Source organism: Burkholderia stagnalis (genome assembly GCF_902830275.1).
In the GTDB taxonomy this organism is placed as follows: Bacteria; Pseudomonadota; Gammaproteobacteria; order Burkholderiales; family Burkholderiaceae; genus Burkholderia; species Burkholderia stagnalis.
The window spans coordinates 42,438-62,422 of record NZ_CADESW010000008.1; the positions used below are offsets into that span (position 1 = coordinate 42,438).

At 69.7% G+C, this 19,985-nt stretch carries 16 protein-coding genes and 2 pseudogenes; 10 read left to right on the forward strand and 8 right to left on the reverse strand.

Annotated features, from left to right (window positions below; translation table 11 throughout):
- The first annotated feature begins 148 nt into the window (after positions 1-148).
- The gene (locus HWY45_RS16110) at positions 149-2,539 is read left to right on the forward strand and encodes a patatin-like phospholipase family protein (protein ID WP_059884729.1); all 2,391 of its coding nucleotides are present in this window, start codon (positions 149-151) and stop codon (positions 2,537-2,539) included.
- Positions 2,540-2,560: 21 nt separating this feature from the next.
- Here HWY45_RS16110 and HWY45_RS16115 read toward each other — a convergent pair whose 3' ends face one another.
- Positions 2,561-3,691 (reverse strand): ATP-binding protein, encoded by a 1,131-nt coding sequence (locus HWY45_RS16115; protein ID WP_059884727.1) that lies wholly within the window; start codon positions 3,689-3,691, stop codon positions 2,561-2,563.
- A gap of 57 nt (positions 3,692-3,748) precedes the next feature.
- Positions 3,749-4,459 (reverse strand): response regulator, encoded by a 711-nt coding sequence (locus HWY45_RS16120; protein ID WP_059562499.1) that lies wholly within the window; start codon positions 4,457-4,459, stop codon positions 3,749-3,751.
- Between the two features lie 257 nt (positions 4,460-4,716).
- On the opposite strand from HWY45_RS16120, the gene HWY45_RS16125 reads away from it, so the two are divergent.
- A complete protein-coding gene (locus HWY45_RS16125) occupies positions 4,717-5,631 on the forward strand; it encodes a glutaminase (protein ID WP_059562496.1) in 915 nt (304 codons plus the stop codon).
- Positions 5,632-5,804: 173 nt separating this feature from the next.
- Here HWY45_RS16125 and HWY45_RS16130 read toward each other — a convergent pair whose 3' ends face one another.
- Positions 5,805-5,960, reverse strand: coding sequence for a DUF3309 family protein (locus tag HWY45_RS16130; RefSeq protein ID WP_069236638.1), 156 nt, complete (start codon positions 5,958-5,960; stop codon positions 5,805-5,807).
- Between the two features lie 181 nt (positions 5,961-6,141).
- Complete coding sequence (locus HWY45_RS16135) at positions 6,142-6,873, reverse strand: ribonuclease T2 (protein ID WP_059884725.1); 732 nt, start codon at positions 6,871-6,873, stop codon at positions 6,142-6,144.
- A gap of 230 nt (positions 6,874-7,103) precedes the next feature.
- Here HWY45_RS16135 and HWY45_RS16140 point away from each other — a divergent pair, with 230 nt between their 5' ends.
- The 7 genes and pseudogenes from HWY45_RS16140 to HWY45_RS16170 all read left to right on the forward strand — a co-directional run bounded on the left by HWY45_RS16140 (position 7,104) and on the right by HWY45_RS16170 (position 14,167).
- The gene (locus HWY45_RS16140; RefSeq protein ID WP_059884723.1) at positions 7,104-7,745 is read left to right on the forward strand and encodes a hypothetical protein; all 642 of its coding nucleotides are present in this window, start codon (positions 7,104-7,106) and stop codon (positions 7,743-7,745) included.
- Between the two features lie 36 nt (positions 7,746-7,781).
- Positions 7,782-8,339 carry a helix-turn-helix domain-containing protein gene (locus HWY45_RS16145; RefSeq protein WP_059562487.1) on the forward strand — a complete coding sequence of 186 codons (558 nt, stop codon included), beginning with the start codon at positions 7,782-7,784 and terminating at the stop codon, positions 8,337-8,339.
- Positions 8,340-8,430: 91 nt separating this feature from the next.
- Positions 8,431-9,036, forward strand: coding sequence for an HD domain-containing protein (locus tag HWY45_RS16150; RefSeq protein WP_059884793.1), 606 nt, complete (start codon positions 8,431-8,433; stop codon positions 9,034-9,036).
- A gap of 299 nt (positions 9,037-9,335) precedes the next feature.
- On the forward strand, positions 9,336-10,529 hold the full coding sequence (gene macA, locus HWY45_RS16155) for a macrolide transporter subunit MacA (protein WP_059562484.1): 1,194 nt from the start codon (positions 9,336-9,338) through the stop codon (positions 10,527-10,529).
- A 2-nt stretch (positions 10,530-10,531) separates the two neighbouring features.
- A pseudogene (locus tag HWY45_RS37305) lies at positions 10,532-11,323 on the forward strand (ABC transporter ATP-binding protein); the annotation flags it as partial.
- Between the two features lie 210 nt (positions 11,324-11,533).
- Positions 11,534-12,760, forward strand: a pseudogene (locus HWY45_RS37310) (ABC transporter permease); the annotation flags it as partial.
- A 12-nt stretch (positions 12,761-12,772) separates the two neighbouring features.
- Positions 12,773-14,167, forward strand: coding sequence for an efflux transporter outer membrane subunit (locus tag HWY45_RS16170; RefSeq protein WP_059884718.1), 1,395 nt, complete (start codon positions 12,773-12,775; stop codon positions 14,165-14,167).
- A 280-nt stretch (positions 14,168-14,447) separates the two neighbouring features.
- Here the strand turns inward: HWY45_RS16170 and HWY45_RS16175 are convergent, their stop codons facing one another.
- The gene (locus tag HWY45_RS16175) at positions 14,448-15,986 is read right to left on the reverse strand and encodes an MFS transporter (RefSeq protein WP_059884791.1); all 1,539 of its coding nucleotides are present in this window, start codon (positions 15,984-15,986) and stop codon (positions 14,448-14,450) included.
- Between the two features lie 191 nt (positions 15,987-16,177).
- Here HWY45_RS16175 and HWY45_RS16180 point away from each other — a divergent pair, with 191 nt between their 5' ends.
- Positions 16,178-17,098: a LysR family transcriptional regulator gene (locus tag HWY45_RS16180; protein WP_059801639.1), complete on the forward strand. Its 921-nt coding sequence runs from the start codon at positions 16,178-16,180 to the stop codon at positions 17,096-17,098.
- Between the two features lie 43 nt (positions 17,099-17,141).
- On the opposite strand, the gene HWY45_RS16185 is transcribed toward HWY45_RS16180, so the two are convergent.
- From HWY45_RS16185 to mmsB, 3 genes are read right to left on the reverse strand one after another with little or no spacing between them, the layout of a single operon-like run.
- Positions 17,142-18,281, reverse strand: coding sequence for an enoyl-CoA hydratase/isomerase family protein (locus HWY45_RS16185; protein ID WP_059884716.1), 1,140 nt, complete (start codon positions 18,279-18,281; stop codon positions 17,142-17,144).
- Entirely contained in the window at positions 18,278-19,069 is a 792-nt protein-coding gene (locus tag HWY45_RS16190; protein WP_059884714.1) for an enoyl-CoA hydratase, read from the reverse strand. Before HWY45_RS16190 ends, HWY45_RS16185 begins: the two co-directional genes overlap by 4 nt.
- A complete protein-coding gene (mmsB, locus tag HWY45_RS16195) occupies positions 19,066-19,968 on the reverse strand; it encodes a 3-hydroxyisobutyrate dehydrogenase (protein WP_059801645.1) in 903 nt (300 codons plus the stop codon). Before mmsB ends, HWY45_RS16190 begins: the two co-directional genes overlap by 4 nt.
- Positions 19,969-19,985: the final 17 nt, after the last annotated feature.

Here is a 19,985-nt window from a genome sequence, read left to right on the forward strand (position 1 = left end):
AAATCTCGTGATTTTTTCGCGACTAAATGACCGGTGTCCGCCCCGCCGGCGCATCCGTGCCTCGCTCCGTACCCCTAAAACACGTTAATCTCTCGGTTTTGCCTGCTCCCGCCAGGCACCCGCTGCCCGATCACGCCAGGTAAACACGATGTCAGCGCCTGATTCCTACCGCTGGCGGGGGCTGTACCGCCTCTGTCCGATATTCGTTGCCGTCTGGTGCTGCGCCGCCGCCGCGCAATCCGGCCCCACCGCCGACGCGGCCGCCGCCACCGGCGCCGCCGTTCCGCCCCCGAATGTTTCGCACGCCTGCACACCCGACGGCGGCCCCGCCGGCCGGCCGTCGGTCGGCCTCGTGCTGTCCGGCGGCGGCGCGCGCGGCTATGCGCATCTCGGCGTGCTGAAGGTGCTGGAGGAGAACCGCATTCCCGTGGACTGCATCGCGGCCACCAGCATGGGCGCCGTGGTCGGCGGCCTGTACGCGAGCGGCATGGCCGCCGCCGACATGCAGAAGCGCCTGTCGGAAGTGAACCTCGCCGACATCGCGTTCGACGTGACGGAGCGCGCGGACCTGCCGCAAAGCCGCCGCGAGGACGAGCGCCTGTACGTGAACGGCCTGGCGATCGGCTTCGGCGCGAAGGGCGTGAAGGCGCCCGCCGGGCTCGTGCAGGGCAACCGCCTGCAGGCGCTGCTCGCCGACTGGACGGCAGCGGTGCCGACCAACCAGCAGTTCGACCGGCTGCCGATCCCGTACCGTGCGATCGCAACGGACCTGCAGACCGGGCAGATGGTCGTGCTCGACCATGGCTCGCTGCCGCTCGCGATTCGCGCGAGCATGGCGATGCCGGGCCTGTTCGCGCCCGCCGAGATCAACGACCGCGCGCTGGTGGACGGCGGCCTCGTCAGCAACCTGCCCGTCGACACCGCGCGGCAGATGGGCGCGGACGTCGTGATCGCGGTCGACATCGGCTCGCAGCTTCGCCCGCTCGACGCGCTCGCGTCGCCCGCCGACGTGATGCAGCAGATGGTCGGCATCCTGATCCGCCAGAACGTGTCGTCGCAGCGCGAGCACATGACCGCGCGCGACGTGCTGCTCACGCCCGCGCTCGGCTCGCTCGCGTTCACCGATTTCCAGAACGCGAGCCAGGCGATCGCCGCCGGCGAGGCCGCCGCGATCGCGGCGCTGCCGAAGCTGAAGCGCTACGCGCTGACGCCGGAGCAGTACGCCGAATATCACGCGGCGCACGCGCAGCCGCTGCCGCCGCCGGTGCGCATCACCCGTATCGAGATCCGGACCAGCGGCGGCGTGCCGAAGCGGGTCGTCAGCAATGCGCTTCACGTGAAGCCGGGCGACATCTACGATCCGAAGGCGGTCAGCCAGGACCTGCTGTCGCTCACGACGAGCGGCAATTTCGAGAGCGTCACGCAGCAGGTCGTCAGCGCGGGCGACGAGAACCGGCTCGTGATCGACGCGCGCGAGAAATACTGGGGGCCGAACTTCCTGCTGTTCGGCCTCGGCATGTCGAGCAGCTCGACCGACGAAGGCGGCTTCCGGCTGCACGCCGGCTACCGCCGCCCGTGGCTCACCGAATCCGGCCTCGAATTCCGCGCGGACGCGACGGTCGGCAGCGACCTCGATGCCGTGCACGTCGAGCTGCGCCAGCCGCTGTCGGTGAAGTACGGCGACTACATCGCGCCATACGCCGAGTACCAGCGCCGCTATGCGAGCCTGTACGACGAAACCGGCGACGTGAAGGTGACGCGGTACCTGGTCCAGACGTCGCGCGCCGGCATCGACTTCGGCGTGCCGATCGGCCGCCTCGGCGACTTCCGGATCGGCGTCGCGTACACGCACACCCACGGCTCGCCGACCTACAACGTGCCGCTGCAGTTCGACGACGACGTGAGCACCGAGTCGATCCTGCTGTTCCCCAGCTATTCGGCGGACGCCCTGTCGGCCCGCGCGCGGCTCGTGATCGACCAGCTCGACGATCCGCGATTCCCGCGCAAGGGCTATTACACGGAGTTCCGCGTCGAGCGCTCGCTGATCTCGCGCAACGGCGCGTCGACGGCCACATTCGACTCCAGGATCAACAACGCGCCGTACACCGAGCTGTACGGCAAGGCGATGGTCGCGCAGTCGTTCGGCCGGCACAGCATCAGCGCGACGATCGAGGGCGGCAAGAGTATCGGCGGCACGAACCTCGTCAACGCATTCAATTTCACGCTCGGCGGGTTCCAGCATCTGTCCGCCTATGCGGCCGACCAGTTGAACGGCGATTCGCTCGCCTACGGGCAGGTGACCTACATGAACCAGCTCGCGACGTTCAACACGTCGCTGGTCAAGGCGCTCTATGTCGGCGCGAGCGCGGAAGTCGGCAACGTGTGGCTGGGCGGCTCGCGGATCGGCGGCGGCTCGATGAAGCAGAGCTATACGTTCTTCACCAGCATGACGACCGCGGCCGGCCCCGTGTACATCGGCGTCGCGCTCGCGCCGGGCGGCCGGCGCAACTTCTACGTCCAGCTCGGCCGCACCTACTGACGACGCAGCCGGCGCCGCCGCTCAGGTCGGCCAGCTGATCTCGAAGCGCGCGCCGCCGAGCTCGGTCGGATCGACGATCGCGATCCGGCCGTTGTGCGCGTGCAGCACCTGCCGCGTGATCGCGAGGCCCAGGCCGTAGCCGCCGGTGCGGCGGTCGAGCCGCACGAACGCGTCGAAGATCCGCTCGCGCTCGTCCACCGGCACGCCGGGGCCGTCGTCCTCGACGTAGATGCGGATGTTGCCGTGCACGACCGCGATGCCGACCGCGATGCGCGACTGCGCATACTTGCTCGCATTGCGCAGCAGGTTGCGCATCGCGTACGCCATCAGCCGCCGGTCCATCGCCACGCGCAGGTCGGCCGCGATCGCGATGCGCGTCTCGATCGCCTTCTCCGGATACAGCAGCGCCGCATCGTTGACCTGGTGCTCGAACCATGCGGCGAGCGCCGTCGGCTCGAGGCTCGACTGCAGCGAGCTGTATTCGAGCCGCGCGTACGTGAGACTCATGTCGATCAGTTCGTCGAGCTCGGTGACGTCCTGCGCGATGCTGTCGAGCGCGCCCTGGTACTCGGCGGCGGAGCCGGGCTCGCGCAGCATCTCGAGCGCGAAGCGCACGCGCGCGAGCGGCGTGCGCAGTTCGTGCGAGATGCCGTTGGTGAGATCGCGCTGCGCGGCGATCAGCCGCTCCATGCGGATCGCGAGCGCGTTCAGCGTGCGTGCAAGCGGGCCGATGATCACGCTGTGCGATTCGCGCGCGCGCGTGTTGAAGCGCCCGCCGGTGAAGTCGATCGCGCGCTCGCGCACCATCACGAGATCCGACCATACGGGCCGCATCCAGCGGTAGGCGGCGAGCGCCGGCAAGGCGAGGATGAACGCGAGCACGATCCAGATGTCGCCCGGCAGCGCATCGAACGCATGCCACACCACCTGCGGCGACAGCGCGACGCCGAGCGCCAGCGCCGGCACGAGCGCCGTCAGCAGCACGAGCCCGAGCAGGTGCATGTAGGTGCGCACGTAGAGGCGCGACCAGCTCGGGATGCGATCGGCGCGCGTGTCCGTCCACGCGCGGCGGAAATGCAGCCAGCGCCACTTCACGTAGCGCAGCGGCGACAGCGGGGGCGCGTCAGCGCGCGCGCGGAATCGGTGGATCATCGCGGCTCCCGGCGGCCGGGCCGGCCGTGCGCGGGGGTCGCGCGACCTTGCGCGGCGTCACTCCCACGCATGCTTGCTGAACTGATAACCCTTGCTGCGGATCGTCTTGATCCGCTGCGGGTTGCTCGCGTCGTCGCGCAGCTTGCGGCGCAGCTTCGAGATGCGCCCGTCGATCGTGCGGTCGAGCCCGTCGAATTCGACGCCGCGCAATTGCAGCATCAGGTCGTCGCGGCTGACGACTTCGCCCGCGTGGCAGACGAGCGCCCACAGCAGGTCGAACTCGGCCGACGTCAGGTCCGGCACGCTGCCGTCCGGCAGCATGACGGTGCGGTCGGTGCGGTCGATCGAGAACTTGCCGAACGTGTGGCGCTCCGGCTGCGCGGCCGTGCTTTCGATACCGCGCGCCGGCGCGCGGCGCAGTTGCGCCTTGATCCGCGCGAGCAGGATGCGCGGCTCGACCGGCTTGTGCACGTAGTCGTCCGCGCCGAATTCGAGGCCGAGCAGTTCGTCGAACGGCTCGTCGCGCGCGGTCACCATGATGATCACGCCGTCGTACTGCTTGCGTGCCTCGCGGCAGATCTCGAAACCGTCCTTGCCCGGCAGGTTCACGTCGAGAATGACGAGGTCCGGGCGCAGGGACAGGATCGCCGGCACGGCGGCGTCGCCGTGCAGCACCGTCTCGACTTCATAGTCGTTCTTGCGCAGATAGCCGGCGATCAGCGTGGATAAGCGGGTGTCGTCCTCGACGAGCAGGATCCGGAAAGACATGGGTCGGCACTTGAATCACAGGGGGAAACAGCGGCGGCCGCGCCGGCGGATGCCGGGCGTTTCGCGCCGCGAAACGTACCGCATGATACTGCGCCTGCCGTTTGCTTTCTTGCTTGTCTTGAAAATCGGGGCGCGAATGCCGCCTTGCGGCGCATGCCGCGCGTGCCGCGCGCGCGGAAAGCTTGACGAATCCGCGCCGAAACGGTTCCATACGGGCTCGCCGCAATCCGGGCGCCGCGCCGCCCTCGTCTGACTTCATGAATTACCAACCGATCCTCGAACGCATCCACACCGAACTCGCCCCCTGGATCGGCCAGGGCCGCGTGGCCGACTACATCCCCGAGCTCGCGAAAGTGCCCGCCGACAAGTTCGGGATGGCGATCGTCACGCTCGACGGCAACGTTTACACGGTCGGCGATGCACGCGAACGCTTCTCGATCCAGAGCATTTCGAAGCTGTTCGCGTGTACGCTCGCCTTCCAGTTGCTTGGCGACGCCCTGTGGGAGCGAGTCGGCCGCGAGCCGTCCGGCACCGCATTCAATTCGCTCGTCCAGCTTGAAAGCGAACGCGGCAAGCCGCGCAATCCGTTTATCAATGCTGGCGCACTGGTCGTCACTGACGTGCTGTCCCGCCGCTTCGTGCGCGCTGAGACTGCGCTCGTCGAATTCGTGCGACGGCTGATCGGCACCAACGATATCGACTACGATTCGCGCGTCGCGCTGTCGGAATTGCAGCACGCGGAGCGCAACCGCGCGATGGCGCACTTCATGGCGAGCTTCGGCAACATGCAGATGCCGCCGGACGTCGTCGTCGACGCGTACTGCCGCCAATGCGCGATCACGATGAACTGCGTCGAGCTCGCACGCGCCGCGCTGTTCCTCGCGAACGGCGGCGTCGCGCCGGTCACGGGTGAGCGGATCGTCGATTCGAGTTCCGCGAAACGGCTGTCGGCGCTGATGCTGACCTGCGGCACCTACGATGCAGCGGGCGACTTCGTGTACCGGGTCGGGCTGCCCGCGAAAAGCGGGGTCGGCGGCGGCATCGTCGCGGTGCTGCCGGGAGAGATGGCCGTGTGCGTGTGGGCGCCGGGGCTCGACGCGAACGGGAACTCGCTCGCCGGCACATTGGCGCTGGAGTGGCTGACGACTTATTCGGGGCGGTCGATTTTTTGACGTGCCGAGGCCGATCCGGCGGCATGAGGGCCGGTCGACCCGCTCGGCTACGGTCGTTCAAGCACCTTTACCTTTATGCAAAGAATCCACGCGCAACCCCGGCGGGCCGGGTCCGTCCCGCGCACGAGCGTGCCGCCCGGCTTCGGCGGCCGCTAATTCATGATCGGCCGTGGTCATATATGACCCAGCAGGACGAGCACGACGACCACGACGACGACGAGCCCGATGGCGCCTGACGGCCCATAGCCCCAGCTTCGGCTATAGGGCCATGAAGGGATCGCGCCGAGGAGCAGGAGAATCAGTAAAACGATAAGAATCGTACCTAACATGGCAGCGCCTCCTGGAACGAATTCAACGCTGTGGCAAATACCACCGTTCCTGGTGCCGCAATTTCCATTCCGCTACGGACGAGCGGTGCCGCTTGCTCGTCCGCAATCGCTCGGAAGGTCGATTTTTTGAGCAGCGCGGGAGCGCGACCCAATCGCGCGGGATGTACGCCCCCTCCCCGCGTTACCGCGCGATGAACACGCCCGTCGTCGGGCACGTGCCCTGCGTATTGCCGTCGATCACGAGCGACGCGGCACTCGGGAACTGCGCGGCCGCGTTCGTCTTCACCGCGATCCACGCCTCGGTGAAGTAGCTGACGCCGTTCGCCTTCGTGCATTTCAGCGACACCGCGCCGCGCGTGTTGCTGCCGAATGCGCCTTCGAACGCGGACAGCAACTGGTTGCGGGTCACCGTCCGGCCCGCGTTCGCCTGCAGGAATGCGTTGAACGACGTGTTCCCGAGGCGGCTGATCATGCCGCTCGCCTGGTTCCAGTACGCATCCGGCGACGCCGCGTTCGCGCAGGTGCCGTGCTTGAACCACTCATGCTTGTCGAGACACGACGCGACGCCCGGCATGTAGGTCGACAGCGTGTTGCGCGTCGCGCTGCTGATCGGGTACGCATCCATGCTGCACCACGCGTGGCTGCTGTCGAGATCGATGTCGCGCTGCGGCACGCCGCAGAAGAACGGCTGGTTGCCGTCGTAGTTGTTCGGCCACAGGCCGTGCAGCGACAGGCTGGTCGCCGCGTAGGTGCCTGCGAGGTTGTCGCACTCCGGCGTCGAGTGGGTCGCGCAGAAGCCCGGCTCCCATGAGGAAGCCAGCAGCAGGTAGTCGTAGCTGGTCTGGGCGGCGGCGTGCAGCGAGGCGGCAGTGACGGCAAGCGCGAGCGCGGCGCGGAGAAGCGTCTTGAGCATGTCTTTCCCTCGGATAAGGCGCGGTCGCGGGATGCGCCGCGAGATCGTCTGCGTCTGCCCGCGATTGTCGCCGCGGCACCGTGGCACGAATATGAAGGCAACGCGACGCGCGACGCAACAATCTTGTCGATTGCCGAACGCGCCGTTCGACAAAGCCAGGCCAATCCGCCAGAATCGTCGCCTCCGAGGGCGCAAGCCCGCCCAGGCCGCACCAGACGGAACCACGACCGATGACGACCACGATCACGCGCCGGCGACCGCTCGGCGCCGGCGCGCTGGCGGGCAGCCTCGCGCTGTCCGGCTGCTTCACGCCGAATCTCTTCGACGACAAGCAATACACCGAAGGCGTCTCCCGCTTCATGATCACCGAGGACGGCAGGAAGCTCGTGGTGCTCGGCGAGCGGTACCACTCCATCTTCGACATGCCGAACAAGCTTCGGCCGGTACTGATGTCTCATTACCGGAAATCGCTGCGCTCGTCGTTCTACGGCCTTCATGTCGACGGCGACGCGGTGACCGGCGCCTATCACACGACCCTGCCGAAGGACGCATCCGCCGACGACCGCCAGGCCGCCATCGCCGACGGGTTCAAGGAACGGACGGACAGCCTGTCGCTCGGCGGGCAGATCAGCGGCAAGCGCTATTCGGCCGACGGCTTCGAACAGAAACCGGACGCGGCCGCGCAGCCGTTCAACCGGCATTACACCGTCACCATTCGCGAATCGCTGTCGCCGGTCGACAAGGGCATCCGGTTGCTGGCGACGCCCGTCACCGTCGCGGCCGACGGCGTGCTCGTGCTGGGCGGCATCCTGCTCGTGCCGGTGGTGGCCATCGCGATCCAGGCGAACGGCAGCCTGCGGATCATCCAGTAGAGACGCCCACACGGCCACCGCAACGGGAGCACCGACATGGCAGACTCGCCGCTTCAAACGCCGCCGCTCGGCCCGCTGCTGAAACGCTGGCGGCTCCTGCACCGCGTGAAACAGCACCACGCCGCCGAGCTGTTCGGCGTCGCGCAATCGACGATCTCCCGCTGGGAGGCCGGCGTGCAGCAGATGTCGCCGGACGAGCGCGCGCTCGCCGAGCGGCTGCTCGCGGCCCGCCTCGATTCCGCGGGCGACCGCGCGCTCGCGCGGCTCGTCGATGCGCATCCGGGGCAGGTCCACCTCGTGTGCGATCTCACGCATCGCCTGCTCGCGAGTTCGCGCCTGCGCGCCGCCGAATTCGGCATGCCGCTGTCGGCGCTGCTCGGCACATCGCTGTGGCGTTATGCGACGCCGGAAATCGCACGCGTCGAAGCGTCGCTCGACGCGCTCGGCTGGCGCGACCGCGCGGGCCCGCCGAGCGTCGAGTTCGGCAGCGGCGCGAACGCGTCGCGCGTCGTGCCGATCCGCCGCAGCACCTGCCGCTGGACGCGGATGACCCTGTCCGACGGCTCCGCCGCGCGGCTCGTCGAGACGCTGTGACGCCCCGCGCATATTTCATGCGTGGACGGCGGGCCGCTGCGCGGCGTACGCTTGGCGGCTTCCTGCAAGGAGCCTGGCGATGAGCGTCTCGATCAACCCCGACACGATCCGCGCGCGGCTCGATTTCCTGCGCGAAGCGGAACGCCTGAAGGACGTGCTGCGCAGCGGCCGCACGTCGCAGGGCCGCCCGGAAAGCACCGCCGAGCATAGCTGGCGGCTGTGCCTGATGGCGCTCGCGTTCGCCGACGCGCTGCCCGGCACCGACCCGCTGAAGGTGCTGAGGATGTGCGTCGTGCACGATCTGGGCGAAGCGCTGCACGGCGACATTCCCGCGATCGAGCAGGCCGCGCATCCCGACCGGCACGCGCACGAGCGCCGCGACCTGCTGGCGCTGACCGCCGGCCTCGACGCCGCGCTGCGCGACGAGATCGTGGCGCTGTGGGACGAATACGAGCAGGCCGCGTCGCCTGAAGCGCAGGCGGTGAAGGCGCTCGACAAGCTGGAAACGATCCTTCAGCACAACCAGGGCGACAATCCGCCCGATTTCGACTACGCGTTCAATCTCGGCTACGGTCGGCGCTATACGAGCGCGAGCCCGCTGTTCAGCACGATCCGCGCGATCGTCGATGCGGACACGCAAAGCCGGATCGACGGCGCCGCGCCGCATGTGCCCGCCCCGGTGGCACCCCAACCCTGACGACGAAAAAGGACGCGACGCCGCCGCGTTCGTTCGTCACACGTGCCGGTTTTCACGGTTCGACACCCTGCCGGCCGCCCGACGCGCCACGTTGCACATCTGCGCACAATTGGTGACATAAATCGGCTCGATATCGTCCGACGAATTCGCTTACCATGAGCGGCCGCGACGAAACCTGACAGTTGCCTTGCCGCGCTTGCAGCCAGCGCGTGACGCCCGTCACCTCCGTCGCGGCCATTCGAACGACTGATCGACCACTCGCTTAGCCGACGCGCGACCCATCGTCGCCGTGCACTCTCATGAAACAGAACCGCCGCCGCTGGCGCATCGCGCTCGCAAGTCTCGCCGCCGTCGCGCTCGTCGCCGGCCTCGCCCTGCACTTCCTCGCGCCGGACAAGCACCCGGAATACCTGAGCGCGCCGGTCACGCGCGGCGACCTCGAAAACACCGTGCTGGCAACCGGCGCGCTGCAGGCGTTCCGGCAGGTCGACGTGGGCGCGCAGGTGTCGGGGCAGCTCAAGACGCTGAAGGTGAAGCTCGGCGACAAGGTCACGAAGGGGCAATGGCTCGCGGAAATCGACCCGGTGATCTCGCGCAACGCGCTGCGCCAGGCGCGCACCAGCGAGGAGAGCCTGCTCGCGCAGCAGCGCGCGACCGCCGCGCAGCTGAAGCAGACCGAACTCGCGTTCCGGCGCCAGCAGGCGATGCTGCCCGACGACGCCACCTCCCGCGAAGCGTTCGAAAGCGCGCGCGCGGCGCTCGACGTGCAGCGCGCGACCCTCGCGTCGCTCGACGCGCAGATCCGCGCGGCCCGCATCCAGATCGAGACGGCGGAGGCCAATCTCGGCTACACGCGCATCGTCGCGCCGATCGACGGACAGGTGGTCGCGATCGTCACGCAGGAAGGCCAGACCGTGATCGCGCAGCAGCAGGCCCCGGTGATCCTGAAGCTGGCCGACCTCGACACGATGACGGTGAAGGCGCAGGTGTCCGAGGCGGACGTGATCCGCGTGCATCCCGAGCAGAACGCGTACTTCACGATCCTCGGCGATCCCGACAAGCGCCATTACGGCAAGCTGCGCGCGATCGAGCCCGCGCCGCAGAATTTCCTCGAATCGCAGAGCACCCTCGGCGGCATGTCGAGCGGCGGCGCCAAATCGAACGCCGCCGTGTTCTACAACGCGCTGTTCGAGGTGCCGAACCCCGGCCACCGGCTGCGCATCTCGATGACCGCGCAGGTCAACATCCTGCTCGGCAGCGCGCGCAACGCGCTCAGCATTCCGGCCGCCGCGCTCGGCGCGAAGGACAAGGACGGCCGCTACGCGGTGCGCGTGCTGCGCGCCGACGGCACGCTCGACACGCGCGCGGTGCGCACCGGCATCAACACCAACGTCAAGGTCGAGGTGCTCGCGGGCCTGAAGGAAGGCGAGCGTGTCGTGATCGGCGACGCCGCCGACGCCGCCGCGGGCGGCGCGTCCGCGCCGGGAGCGTGACGATGGCCCGGCCGCTGCTGCAGCTGACGAATGTCACGCGGCGCTTCGCCACCGGCGACAAGGACGTCGTGGTGCTGAAGAACGTCAGCCTGTCGATCGATGCCGGCGAGATCGTCGCGATCGTCGGCGCGTCGGGGTCCGGCAAGTCGACGCTGATGAACATCCTCGGCTGCCTCGACCACCCGAGCGAAGGCCGCTACACGGTCGGCGGGCGCGAAACCGGGACGCTCGACGGCGACGAGCTCGCGCGCCTGCGCCGCGAGCATTTCGGCTTCATCTTCCAGCGCTATCACCTGCTGCCGCACCTGAGCGCGGTGGGCAACCTCGAGATGCCGGCCGTCTACGCCGGCAGCCCGCACGCCGAGCGGCGCGCGCGCGCGTCCAGCCTGCTCGCGCGCCTCGGGCTCGCGGATCGCGAGGACCATCGGCCGAGCCAGCTGTCGGGCGGCCAGCAGCAGCGCGTGAGCATCGCGCGCGCGCTGATGAACGGCGGCGAGGTGATCCTCGCCGACGAGCCGACCGGCGCGCTCGACTCGAAAAGCGGCCGCGACGTGATGCGGATCCTGCTCGAGCTGAATGCGCTCGGCCACACGGTGATCCTCGTCACGCACGACGAGCATGTCGCCCGCCACGCGCGGCGCATCGTCGAGATCAGCGACGGCGAGATCGTCGCCGACCGGCCGAACCTGCATCCTGTGATCGACGCGATGGAAGCGGATGCGAGTGCGAGTGCGAGTGCGGATGCGGATGCGGGTGCGGGTGCGGGTGCGGGTGCGGGTGCGGGTGCGAGTGCGAGTGCGAGTGCGAGTGCGAGTGCGGATGCGGATGCGGATGCGGATGCGAGTGTGAGTTCGGATGCCGAAGCAGAAGCAGAAGCCCAAGCCGACGCCGGCGATGTCGCGACATCGGTCCGGCCCGCACACGAAGCCGCACACGACGCCGCACACGCACACGCGCCCGCGCCCGCTCGCACGCACGGCGACGACGCGCTGTCGGTCGTCGCGCCGCCGCGCGCGCGGCGCCTGTCGGCCGGCACCGGCCGTTTCGCCGAAGCATTCCGGATGGCGTGGATCGCGCTCGTATCGCACCGGCTGCGCACGCTGCTGACGATGCTCGGCATCATCATCGGCATCATGTCGGTGGTGTCGATCGTCGCGATCGGCGAAGGCGCCAAGCGCTACATGCTCGACGAAATCGGCAGCATCGGCACCAACACGATCAACCTCTACCCGGGCCTCGACTGGGGCGACAGCCGCGCGGACACGATCCAGACGCTCGTGCCGGCCGACGTCGCCGCGCTCGCCGAACAGCCGTACGTCGACAGCGTGACGCCCGAGACGTCGCGCTCGCAGCTGCTGCGCTACCGCAACGTCGACGTCAACGCGCTCATCAGCGGCGTCGGCGATCGCTTCTTCCAGGTGCGCGGCATGCGGATGGCGCAGGGCGTCGCGTTCGGCGCGGACGAAGTGCGCCGCCAGGCGCAGGTCGCGGTGATCGACCAGAACGCGCGGCGCAAGCTGTTCGGCGCGAACCGCAACCCGCTCGGCGAAGTGATCCTGATCGGCAACCTGCCGTGCGTCGTGATCGGCGTCACGGCCGACAAGAAGAGCGCGTTCGGCGACGTGAAAAGCCTCAATGCGTGGGTGCCGTACACCACCGCGAGCGGCCGCCTGTTCGGCCAGCAGTATCTCGACAGCATCACGGTGCGCGTGCGCGACGGCCAGCCGAGCCAGGCGGCCGAGCAGAGCGTGACGAAGCTGATCACCCAGCGGCACGGCCGCAAGGATTTCTTTACGTACAACATGGACAGTGTCGTCAAGACGGTCGCGAAGACCGGGCAGTCGCTCACGCTGCTGCTGTCGCTGATCGCGGTGATCTCGCTCGTGGTCGGCGGCATCGGCGTAATGAACATCATGCTCGTGTCGGTCACCGAGCGCACCCGCGAGATCGGCATCCGGATGGCCGTCGGCGCGCGCCAGGCCGACATCCTGCAGCAGTTCCTCGTCGAGGCCGTGCTGGTGTGCCTGCTGGGCGGCGCGATCGGCATCGTGCTGTCGTTCGGCGTGAGCATCCTGTTCTCGCTGTTCGTCGAACAATGGAAGATGGTGTTCTCCGCCGGCGCGATCGTGACGGCGTTCCTGTGCTCGACGCTGACGGGCGTCGTATTCGGCTACATGCCGGCACGCAACGCATCGCGGCTCGATCCGATCGATGCGCTCGCGCGAGACTGACGGAGCCCGCCCATGACGACACCCGCCTCCCTGCCTGGCCGCGCCGCCGCGCTCGCCGCCGCGCTCGCGCTGGCGGCCGGCTGCACGGCGACGCGCAACGGGCCGCTGCCCGCCGTCGCGATGCCCGCGAACTGGGCCTCGCCCGTGGCGCCCGCCGCACCCGCCGCACCCGCTGCCTCGCCCATGGCGGCCGACTGGTGGCGCAGCTTCGGCGATCCGGTGCTCGACGGCCTGATCGACGACGCGCTGCGCACCAACGGCGACCTCGCGATCGCGGCGATCCGCGTGTACCGCGCACGGCTGCAGGCCGGCCTCGTCGACACGAACCTCACGCCCACCGTGACGCTCGGCGCGTCGGGTTCGGTCACACGCACGCTCGACACGCACCAGACGTCCCGCGCGAGCGGCGTCACCGGCACGCTGAGCTACGAGCTCGACCTGTGGGGCCGGCTCGCGGCGCAGCGCGACGCCGCGCGCTGGGAAGCCGACGCGACCGAGGCCGACCGCGAAGCGGCGCGGCTGTCGCTGATCGGCACGACGGCCTCGCTGTACTGGCGGCTCGGCTACCTGAACCGGCTGATCGCGCTCGGCGACGCGAACATCGCGTATGCGCAGCGCACGCTCGCGCTCGTGCAATCGCGCCATGCGGCGGGCGCGGTGTCGGGGCTCGACGTCGCGCAGGCCGAACAGAACCTGTCCGCGCAGCGCGCCGCGCAGACGCAGCTGATCCAGCAGCGCACCGAAAGCCGCCACGCGCTCGCGATCCTGTTCGACCGGCCGCCGCAGCAGCTTGCCGCCGAGCCGCAGGCGCTGCCCGGCGGGCCGCTGCCCGAGGTCGCGGCCGGCCTGCCCGCGAACCTGCTCGGCCGCCGCCCGGACCTGCGCGCCGCGGAATTCCGCCTGCGCGAATCGCTCGCGAACGTCGACGCGACCCGCACGAGCTTCTACCCGGCCTTCACGCTGACGGGCAACGTCGGCACGTCGAGCACGAGCCTCGAACGCGTGCTGACGAACCCGGTCGGCACGCTCGGGCTCGGGCTCGCGCTGCCGTTCATCCAGTGGAACACGATGCAGCTGCAAATCAAGGTGTCGAAGACGCAATACGAGGAAGCGGTGGTCACGTTCCGCCAGCGCCTGTACGGCGCGCTCGCCGAAGTCGAGAACGCGCTCGCCGCGCGCGTGCAGCTCGAACGCGAAGCCGAGCAGCGTGCGCTGTCGCTCGCGCAGGCGCAGCGCGCGGAAACGCTCGCCGGCACGCAGTTCCGCGCCGGCGCGACCGGCGTGCAGCCGTGGCTCGACCAGCAGCAGCGGCTGCGGGACGCCGAGAGCACGGAGGCGCAGAACCGCCTGAACCGGCTCAACAACCAGATGACGCTGTACCGCGCGCTCGGCGGCGGCATGCGCTGAACGGCGCGCGGCGCGGCGGCGGCCACGCGAACGCGCGGCCCCGCCGGCTGTGCGTCATTCCGCCAGCGCCGCCCCGCGCCGCGCGGGCGCGAACGCTAGCGCGCTTGCCGTCGCCAGCACGGCGCGCGGCGGCGGCCACGCAAACGCGCGGGCCCGCCGGCTGTGCGTCATTCCGCCAGCGCCGTCCCGCGCCGCGCGGGCGCGAATGCCAGTGCGCTCGCCGTCGCCAGCACCGCGCGCGGCGGCGGCCACGCAAACGCGCGGGCCCGCCGGCTGTACGTCATTCCGCCAGCGCCGTCCCGCGCCGCGCGGGCGCGAATGCCAATGCGCTCGCCGTCGCCAGCACCGCCACGCCCAGCGCGCCATACGTCATCACCCAGCCGAAACCATGCACGAGCGCCGCGTGCAGCGCCGCGCCCGTCGGGTCGGCGCGCGCGAGTTCCGGCGCGAACGTGCGCAGCCCGTCGGTGCGGCCGGCCGCGATTTCCTGCGCGAGCGCGCGCAGCGCCGCGTCGCCGATACCACCCGCCGCGCCCGCCTTCAGGCTCGACACGATCCCCGCGACCAGCACGAAGCCCATCACCGCGATGTTCAGCGCGAGCGAGATCATCCGCGCGCTCATGTCGATGCCCGACGCCATCCCCGCGCGCGCGCTCGGCACCGCGCCCGTCGTCGTGTTGGTCACCGGCGTGTTGGTCAGGCCGAGCCCGATGCCCGCGATCACGCAGCCGGGCAGCATCGTCAGCCAGCTCGCCGGCGCGGCCGCGCTGCCGATCCGCATCAGCGCGAAGCCAGCCGCGATCGTGAAGAGCCCGGCCGGAATCACGACGCCCGGCCCGACGCGCAGCGCGAGGCGCTCGCCGAACGGCGGCGCGACCAGCGTCGGCAGCGTGTATGCGAGCAGCGCGAGGCCGGCCGTCACGCTGTCGTAGCCGAGCGCGACCTGGAAGTAGATCGGCAGATAAATCATGAACGGCCAGAAGCTGAAGTTCATCCCCATCGAGCCGAAGATCGCGCCGGTGAACGCGCGGATCCGGAATACCGAGAAATCGAACATCGGGCGCGCGCTGCTGCGCTCGGCCATGACGAATCCGGCCAGCGCCAGCACGGTCGCGCCGAGCACGCCGCGCCCCGCCGCGCTCGTCAGGCCGAGCGCGTCGCCCTGCGTGATATAGAACGCGAGGCCGAACACCGCGAGCGACAGCGTGACGATGCCCGCGACGTCGAGCGTGCCCGCGTGCGGATCCCGCGACTCCTGCACCGCGCCGGCGATCAGCGAGAGCGCGACGGCCGCGAGCGGCGCATGCACGAGAAACACCCACGGCCAGCTCGCGAGCGCGACGATCGCGCCGCCGACGATCGGCCCGAAGCCGAGCCCGATGCCGAACACGATCCCCCAGATGCCGAACGCGCGGCCGCGCTCGCGCCCCTCGCGGAACTGGTGCGACAGCACCGCGATCTGGCAGATCAGCATCGCGCCGCCGCTCGCGCCCTGCAGCAGCCGGCCCGCGACGAGCACCGGCACGTTCGGTGCGAGCCCGCACAGCAGCGACGTCGCGCCGAACAGCACGGTGCCCGCGACGTAGACGCGCTTGCGGCCGAAGCGGTCCGCGAGGGTGCCGGCCGCCATCAGCACCGTCGTGCAGGCGATCGTGTACGCGTTCATGATCCATTGCATGCCGTTGAAGTCGCCGTGCAGCACGCGTTCGAGCGTCGGCAGGATCACCGGCACGCTCGAGATCTCGAGACCGAACATCAACGAAGTGAGACAGACGGCCGCGAGCGCGACCGCATTGCGGCGGGAAGCAGAAGACGTCATCGATATCGCGGCGTCGCCCGGCAGCCGGGCGACCCGCACCTCCAGAGTCGAACAGGGCGTTCGCTGCGCACGGGCCGCGGCGTCGCACGCGATGAACGGGAGTCGGTACTATAGTGAGAATCTTGCTCCCCATTGAGTCATCTGCTTCGCATGACTCGGGACTCCCAGGAACCAATAGACACTCACCAACGATGACCGACAAACTCGACGGCGTGACGACCTTCGTGCAGGTGGTGGAATCCGGCAGCTTCGCGCTCGCGGCGGAGCGCCTCGACATGACGCGCTCGGCGGTCGGCAAGGCGATCGCGCGGCTCGAGAAGCGGCTCGGCGCGCGGCTCCTGCAGCGCACGACGCGCAGCCAGAGCCTGACCGACGACGGCCAGGCGTACTACGACCGCTGCGTGCGCGCGCTCGCGGAGCTGGAAGCGGCGGAGGCCGATCTCGACTGCGGCCGCCACGAGGCGCGCGGCAAGCTGCGGCTGAGCGTGCCGCTCGCGTTCGGGCATCACTGCGTGACGCCCATCGTGCTTGACCTCGCGCGCACCTATCCGCACCTGCGGATCGACGTGTCGATCACCGACCGCTTCGTCGATCTCGTCGAGGAAGGCATCGACCTCGCGGTGCGGATCGGCACGCTCGCGGACAGCACGAGCCTCGCGGTGCGACGGCTCGGCACGCAATACGGCAGCCTCGGCGCGGCCCCGTCGTATCTCGCGCGCCACGGGATGCCGAAGTCGCTCGACGACCTGAAGCATCACCGGACGATCGCCTATTCACGTTCGGGGGTGCCGCAGCCGTGGGAATTGCGCGCGCCGGACGGCTCGACGGTACGCGTCGACATGCAGCACCAGCTCAGTTTCGACGACGTGCAGGCGATCGCGGCGGCCGGCGCGTCGGGGTTCGGAATCGCGTGGCTGCCGAGCTGGCTGCTCGACCATTACGTGAAGCGCGGCGAGATGGTGGTCGTGCTCGACCGCTGCTTCGTCTGCGAAGGCGACATCCATGCAATCTGGCCGAAAACCCGCTACCTGCCGCGCAAGACGCGCTGCGTGATCGACGCGCTCGTGCAGGCGATTCCGCCGATGATCGCGCGCGAGGACGAAACGAAATGATGCAATGAGATGGACCCGACGCGCCGCACGGCGCGTCCGGTCGTTACGCGCCGCCGAGATCGACGAGCGGATGCGCGAACAGCTTCCACGGCGACGTGAGGAAGTGCCGCACGCGCTCGGCGCGCAGCTCGACGAGCGACGCGGGCGCCCAGCGCGGCTTGCGATCCTTGTCGATCAGGTGCGCGCGCACGCCTTCGCGGAAGTCGCCCTCCTCGATCGACCGCGCGACGATCCCGAGCTCCATCCGGAACGATTCGGCCAGCGTCATCTGCCGGCCGCGCAGCAGGGCCTCGCGGGTCACCGCGAGCATCGTCGGCGAATGGCCGAGCAGCGCGTCGAGCGTCGCCTGCAGCCACTGGCGATGCTCGCGCGTCAGCTCGTCGCGCACGAGTTCCTGCCGCAGCGTCGCGACGATCCGCTCGACCGCGGAACGCTTGTCGAAATGGCGGACGATCCACGGCAGCTGGCTCGCCAGCGTCGCGTGCGGCACGATGTTGCACGGCGGCTCGAACACCCTGCGCAGCGCGGCGAGCACGTTGCCGTCCCATTTCACGTTGCCGATGCGCGTCTCGAACGTGTCGAGCCATGCCGACGGCACGCACAGATCCGCGAGCTTCGCGGTCAGCGCATCGGCGCCCGACAGCATCGCGCCGGTCAGCCCGACGTACAGCGACAGCTCGACCGGCATGCGTGCGAGGAAATGCGTCGCACCGACGTCCGGCACGAGGCCGATGCGCGTCTCCGGCATCGCGATCTTGCTGCGCTCGGTTGCCACGCGCAGCGCCGCGCCCTGCGCAAGCCCCATCCCGCCGCCCATCGTGATGCCGTCCATCAGCGCGACGACCGGCTTCGGGAACGTATGGATCGCGTAGTCGAGCCGGTATTCGTCGACGAAGAACGGCAGCCACGCATCGCGCCGCGCCGCCATCTGGTGCAGCGCGCGCACGTCGCCGCCCGCGCAGAAGCCCTTCTCGCCCGCGCCGCGCAGCACCACGGCGACGATCTGGTCGTCGTCGCGGCAGCGCGCGAGCAGCGCCGCCAGCTCGCGCACCATCTCGTGCGACAGCGCATTCAGCGCGGCCGGCCGGTTCAGCGTGATCAGCGCCACGCGGTTCAGCACGCGGAACAGCACGTCCGGCGCCGCTTGCGCGAGCGCGTCGTGCGTCGTGATCGGGGTGCTCATCGGCCTTGCTCTCCGTCGGGTTGCCAGTTCGGCGCGCGCTTGCCGAGAAACGCGGCCACGCCTTCGCGCGGATCGTTCGTGTCGAACAGGTCGACGAAGCGCTCGCGCTCCACCGCGAGCGCCGCGCTGCGCGGCACGCCGCGGCGCGCGAGGCCGATCAGTTCCTTGCTGTAGGTCACCGCGTGCGGGCTCTGCCGCGCGACGTTGCGCGCGAGCGCAAGCGCCGCGTCGCGGGCCGCGCCGCTGTCGACCACGTCCTCGACGAGGCCGATCCGCAGCGCGGTGGCCGCATCGACGCGCACGCCGGCGAGGATGATCTTCTTCGCCCAGCCTTCACCGACGAGCCAGGGCAGCGTCTGCGTGCCGAGCCCGCACGGCAGCAGCCCGACCGACGGCTCGGGCAGCGCCATCTGCGCATGCGTCTCCGCGATCCGCAGGTCGCATGCGAGCGCGCATTCGAGCCCGCCGCCCATCGCATAGCCGTTGATCGCCGCGATCGTCACGAAGCGCGCTTCGGCGAGCGTCTCGAACGCGGTGCCGAAGCGGATCGCCATCGCGCGCGCGACCGCCGGATCGCCGTCGGCGAACGTGTTCAGGTCGGCGCCCGCGCTGAAGAACTTCGGGCCGTCGCCGGTGATCACGAGCGCGCGCACGCGCGGGTTCGCGTTGAGCTCGGCGACGATCTGCTGCATCTGCAGCAGCCCGTCGGCGGTGAAGGCGTTCGCGGGCGGACGCTTGAGCGTCGCGCGCGCGATCGCGCCGTCGTCGACGTAGTCCAGTTCGATCATTGCGCGTCCTTCTTCGGGGCCGGTTGATAGAGGCGGATCACCGCCGAGAAATCGAGCTGCCCGTCGCCGCGGCTGCTCATCGCCTGATAGAGCTGCTGCGCGAGCGCGCCGAGATAGACGGGCTGGCGCGCCTGCTTCGCCGCGTCGTTCGCGAGGCCGAGATCCTTCAGCATCAGGTCGGTGCCGAAGCCGCCCGTGTAGCCGCGCGACGACGGCGCGGTGTCGATCACGCCCGGATACGGGTTGTACGTGTCCGAGCTCCAGCAGCGGCCCGTCGACGTGTTGACGATGCCCGCGAGCACCTTCGGGTCGATGCCGAGCGCGACGCCGAGCGACATCGCTTCCGACACGGCCGCCATCGAGATGCCGAGCACGAGGTTGTTGCAGACCTTCGCGACCTGCCCCATCCCGGTCGCGCCGCAATGGACGATGTTCTTGCCCATTCCCGCGAGCACCGGCTTCACGCGCTCGAAATCCGCGTCGCTGCCGCCGACCATGAAGGTCAGCGTGCCGGCCGCCGCGCCGCCCGTGCCGCCCGACACCGGCGCATCGACGAACGCGCCGCCGTGCTCGCGCACCAGCGCGCCGAACGCCTGCGCGCTCGCCGGGTCGATGGTGCTCGAATCGATCACCGTCGCGCCCGCGCCGAGCCCGGCCAGCACGCCGTTCTCGCCGGTCAGCACCGAGCGCACGTGCGGCGCGGCCGGCAGCATCGTGATCACGAACGCCGCGCCGGCCGCCGCGTCGCGCGGCGAGCCGGCCACCTGCGCGCCCGCGTCCTGCAGCGCGCGCAGCGCATCGGCGCTCAGGTCGAACGCATGGACTTCGTGGCCGGCCTTCAGCAGGTTCAGCGCCATCGGCGCGCCCATGTGGCCGAGGCCGATAAAACCGATCTTCATTGCAGCCTCCCTTGAAC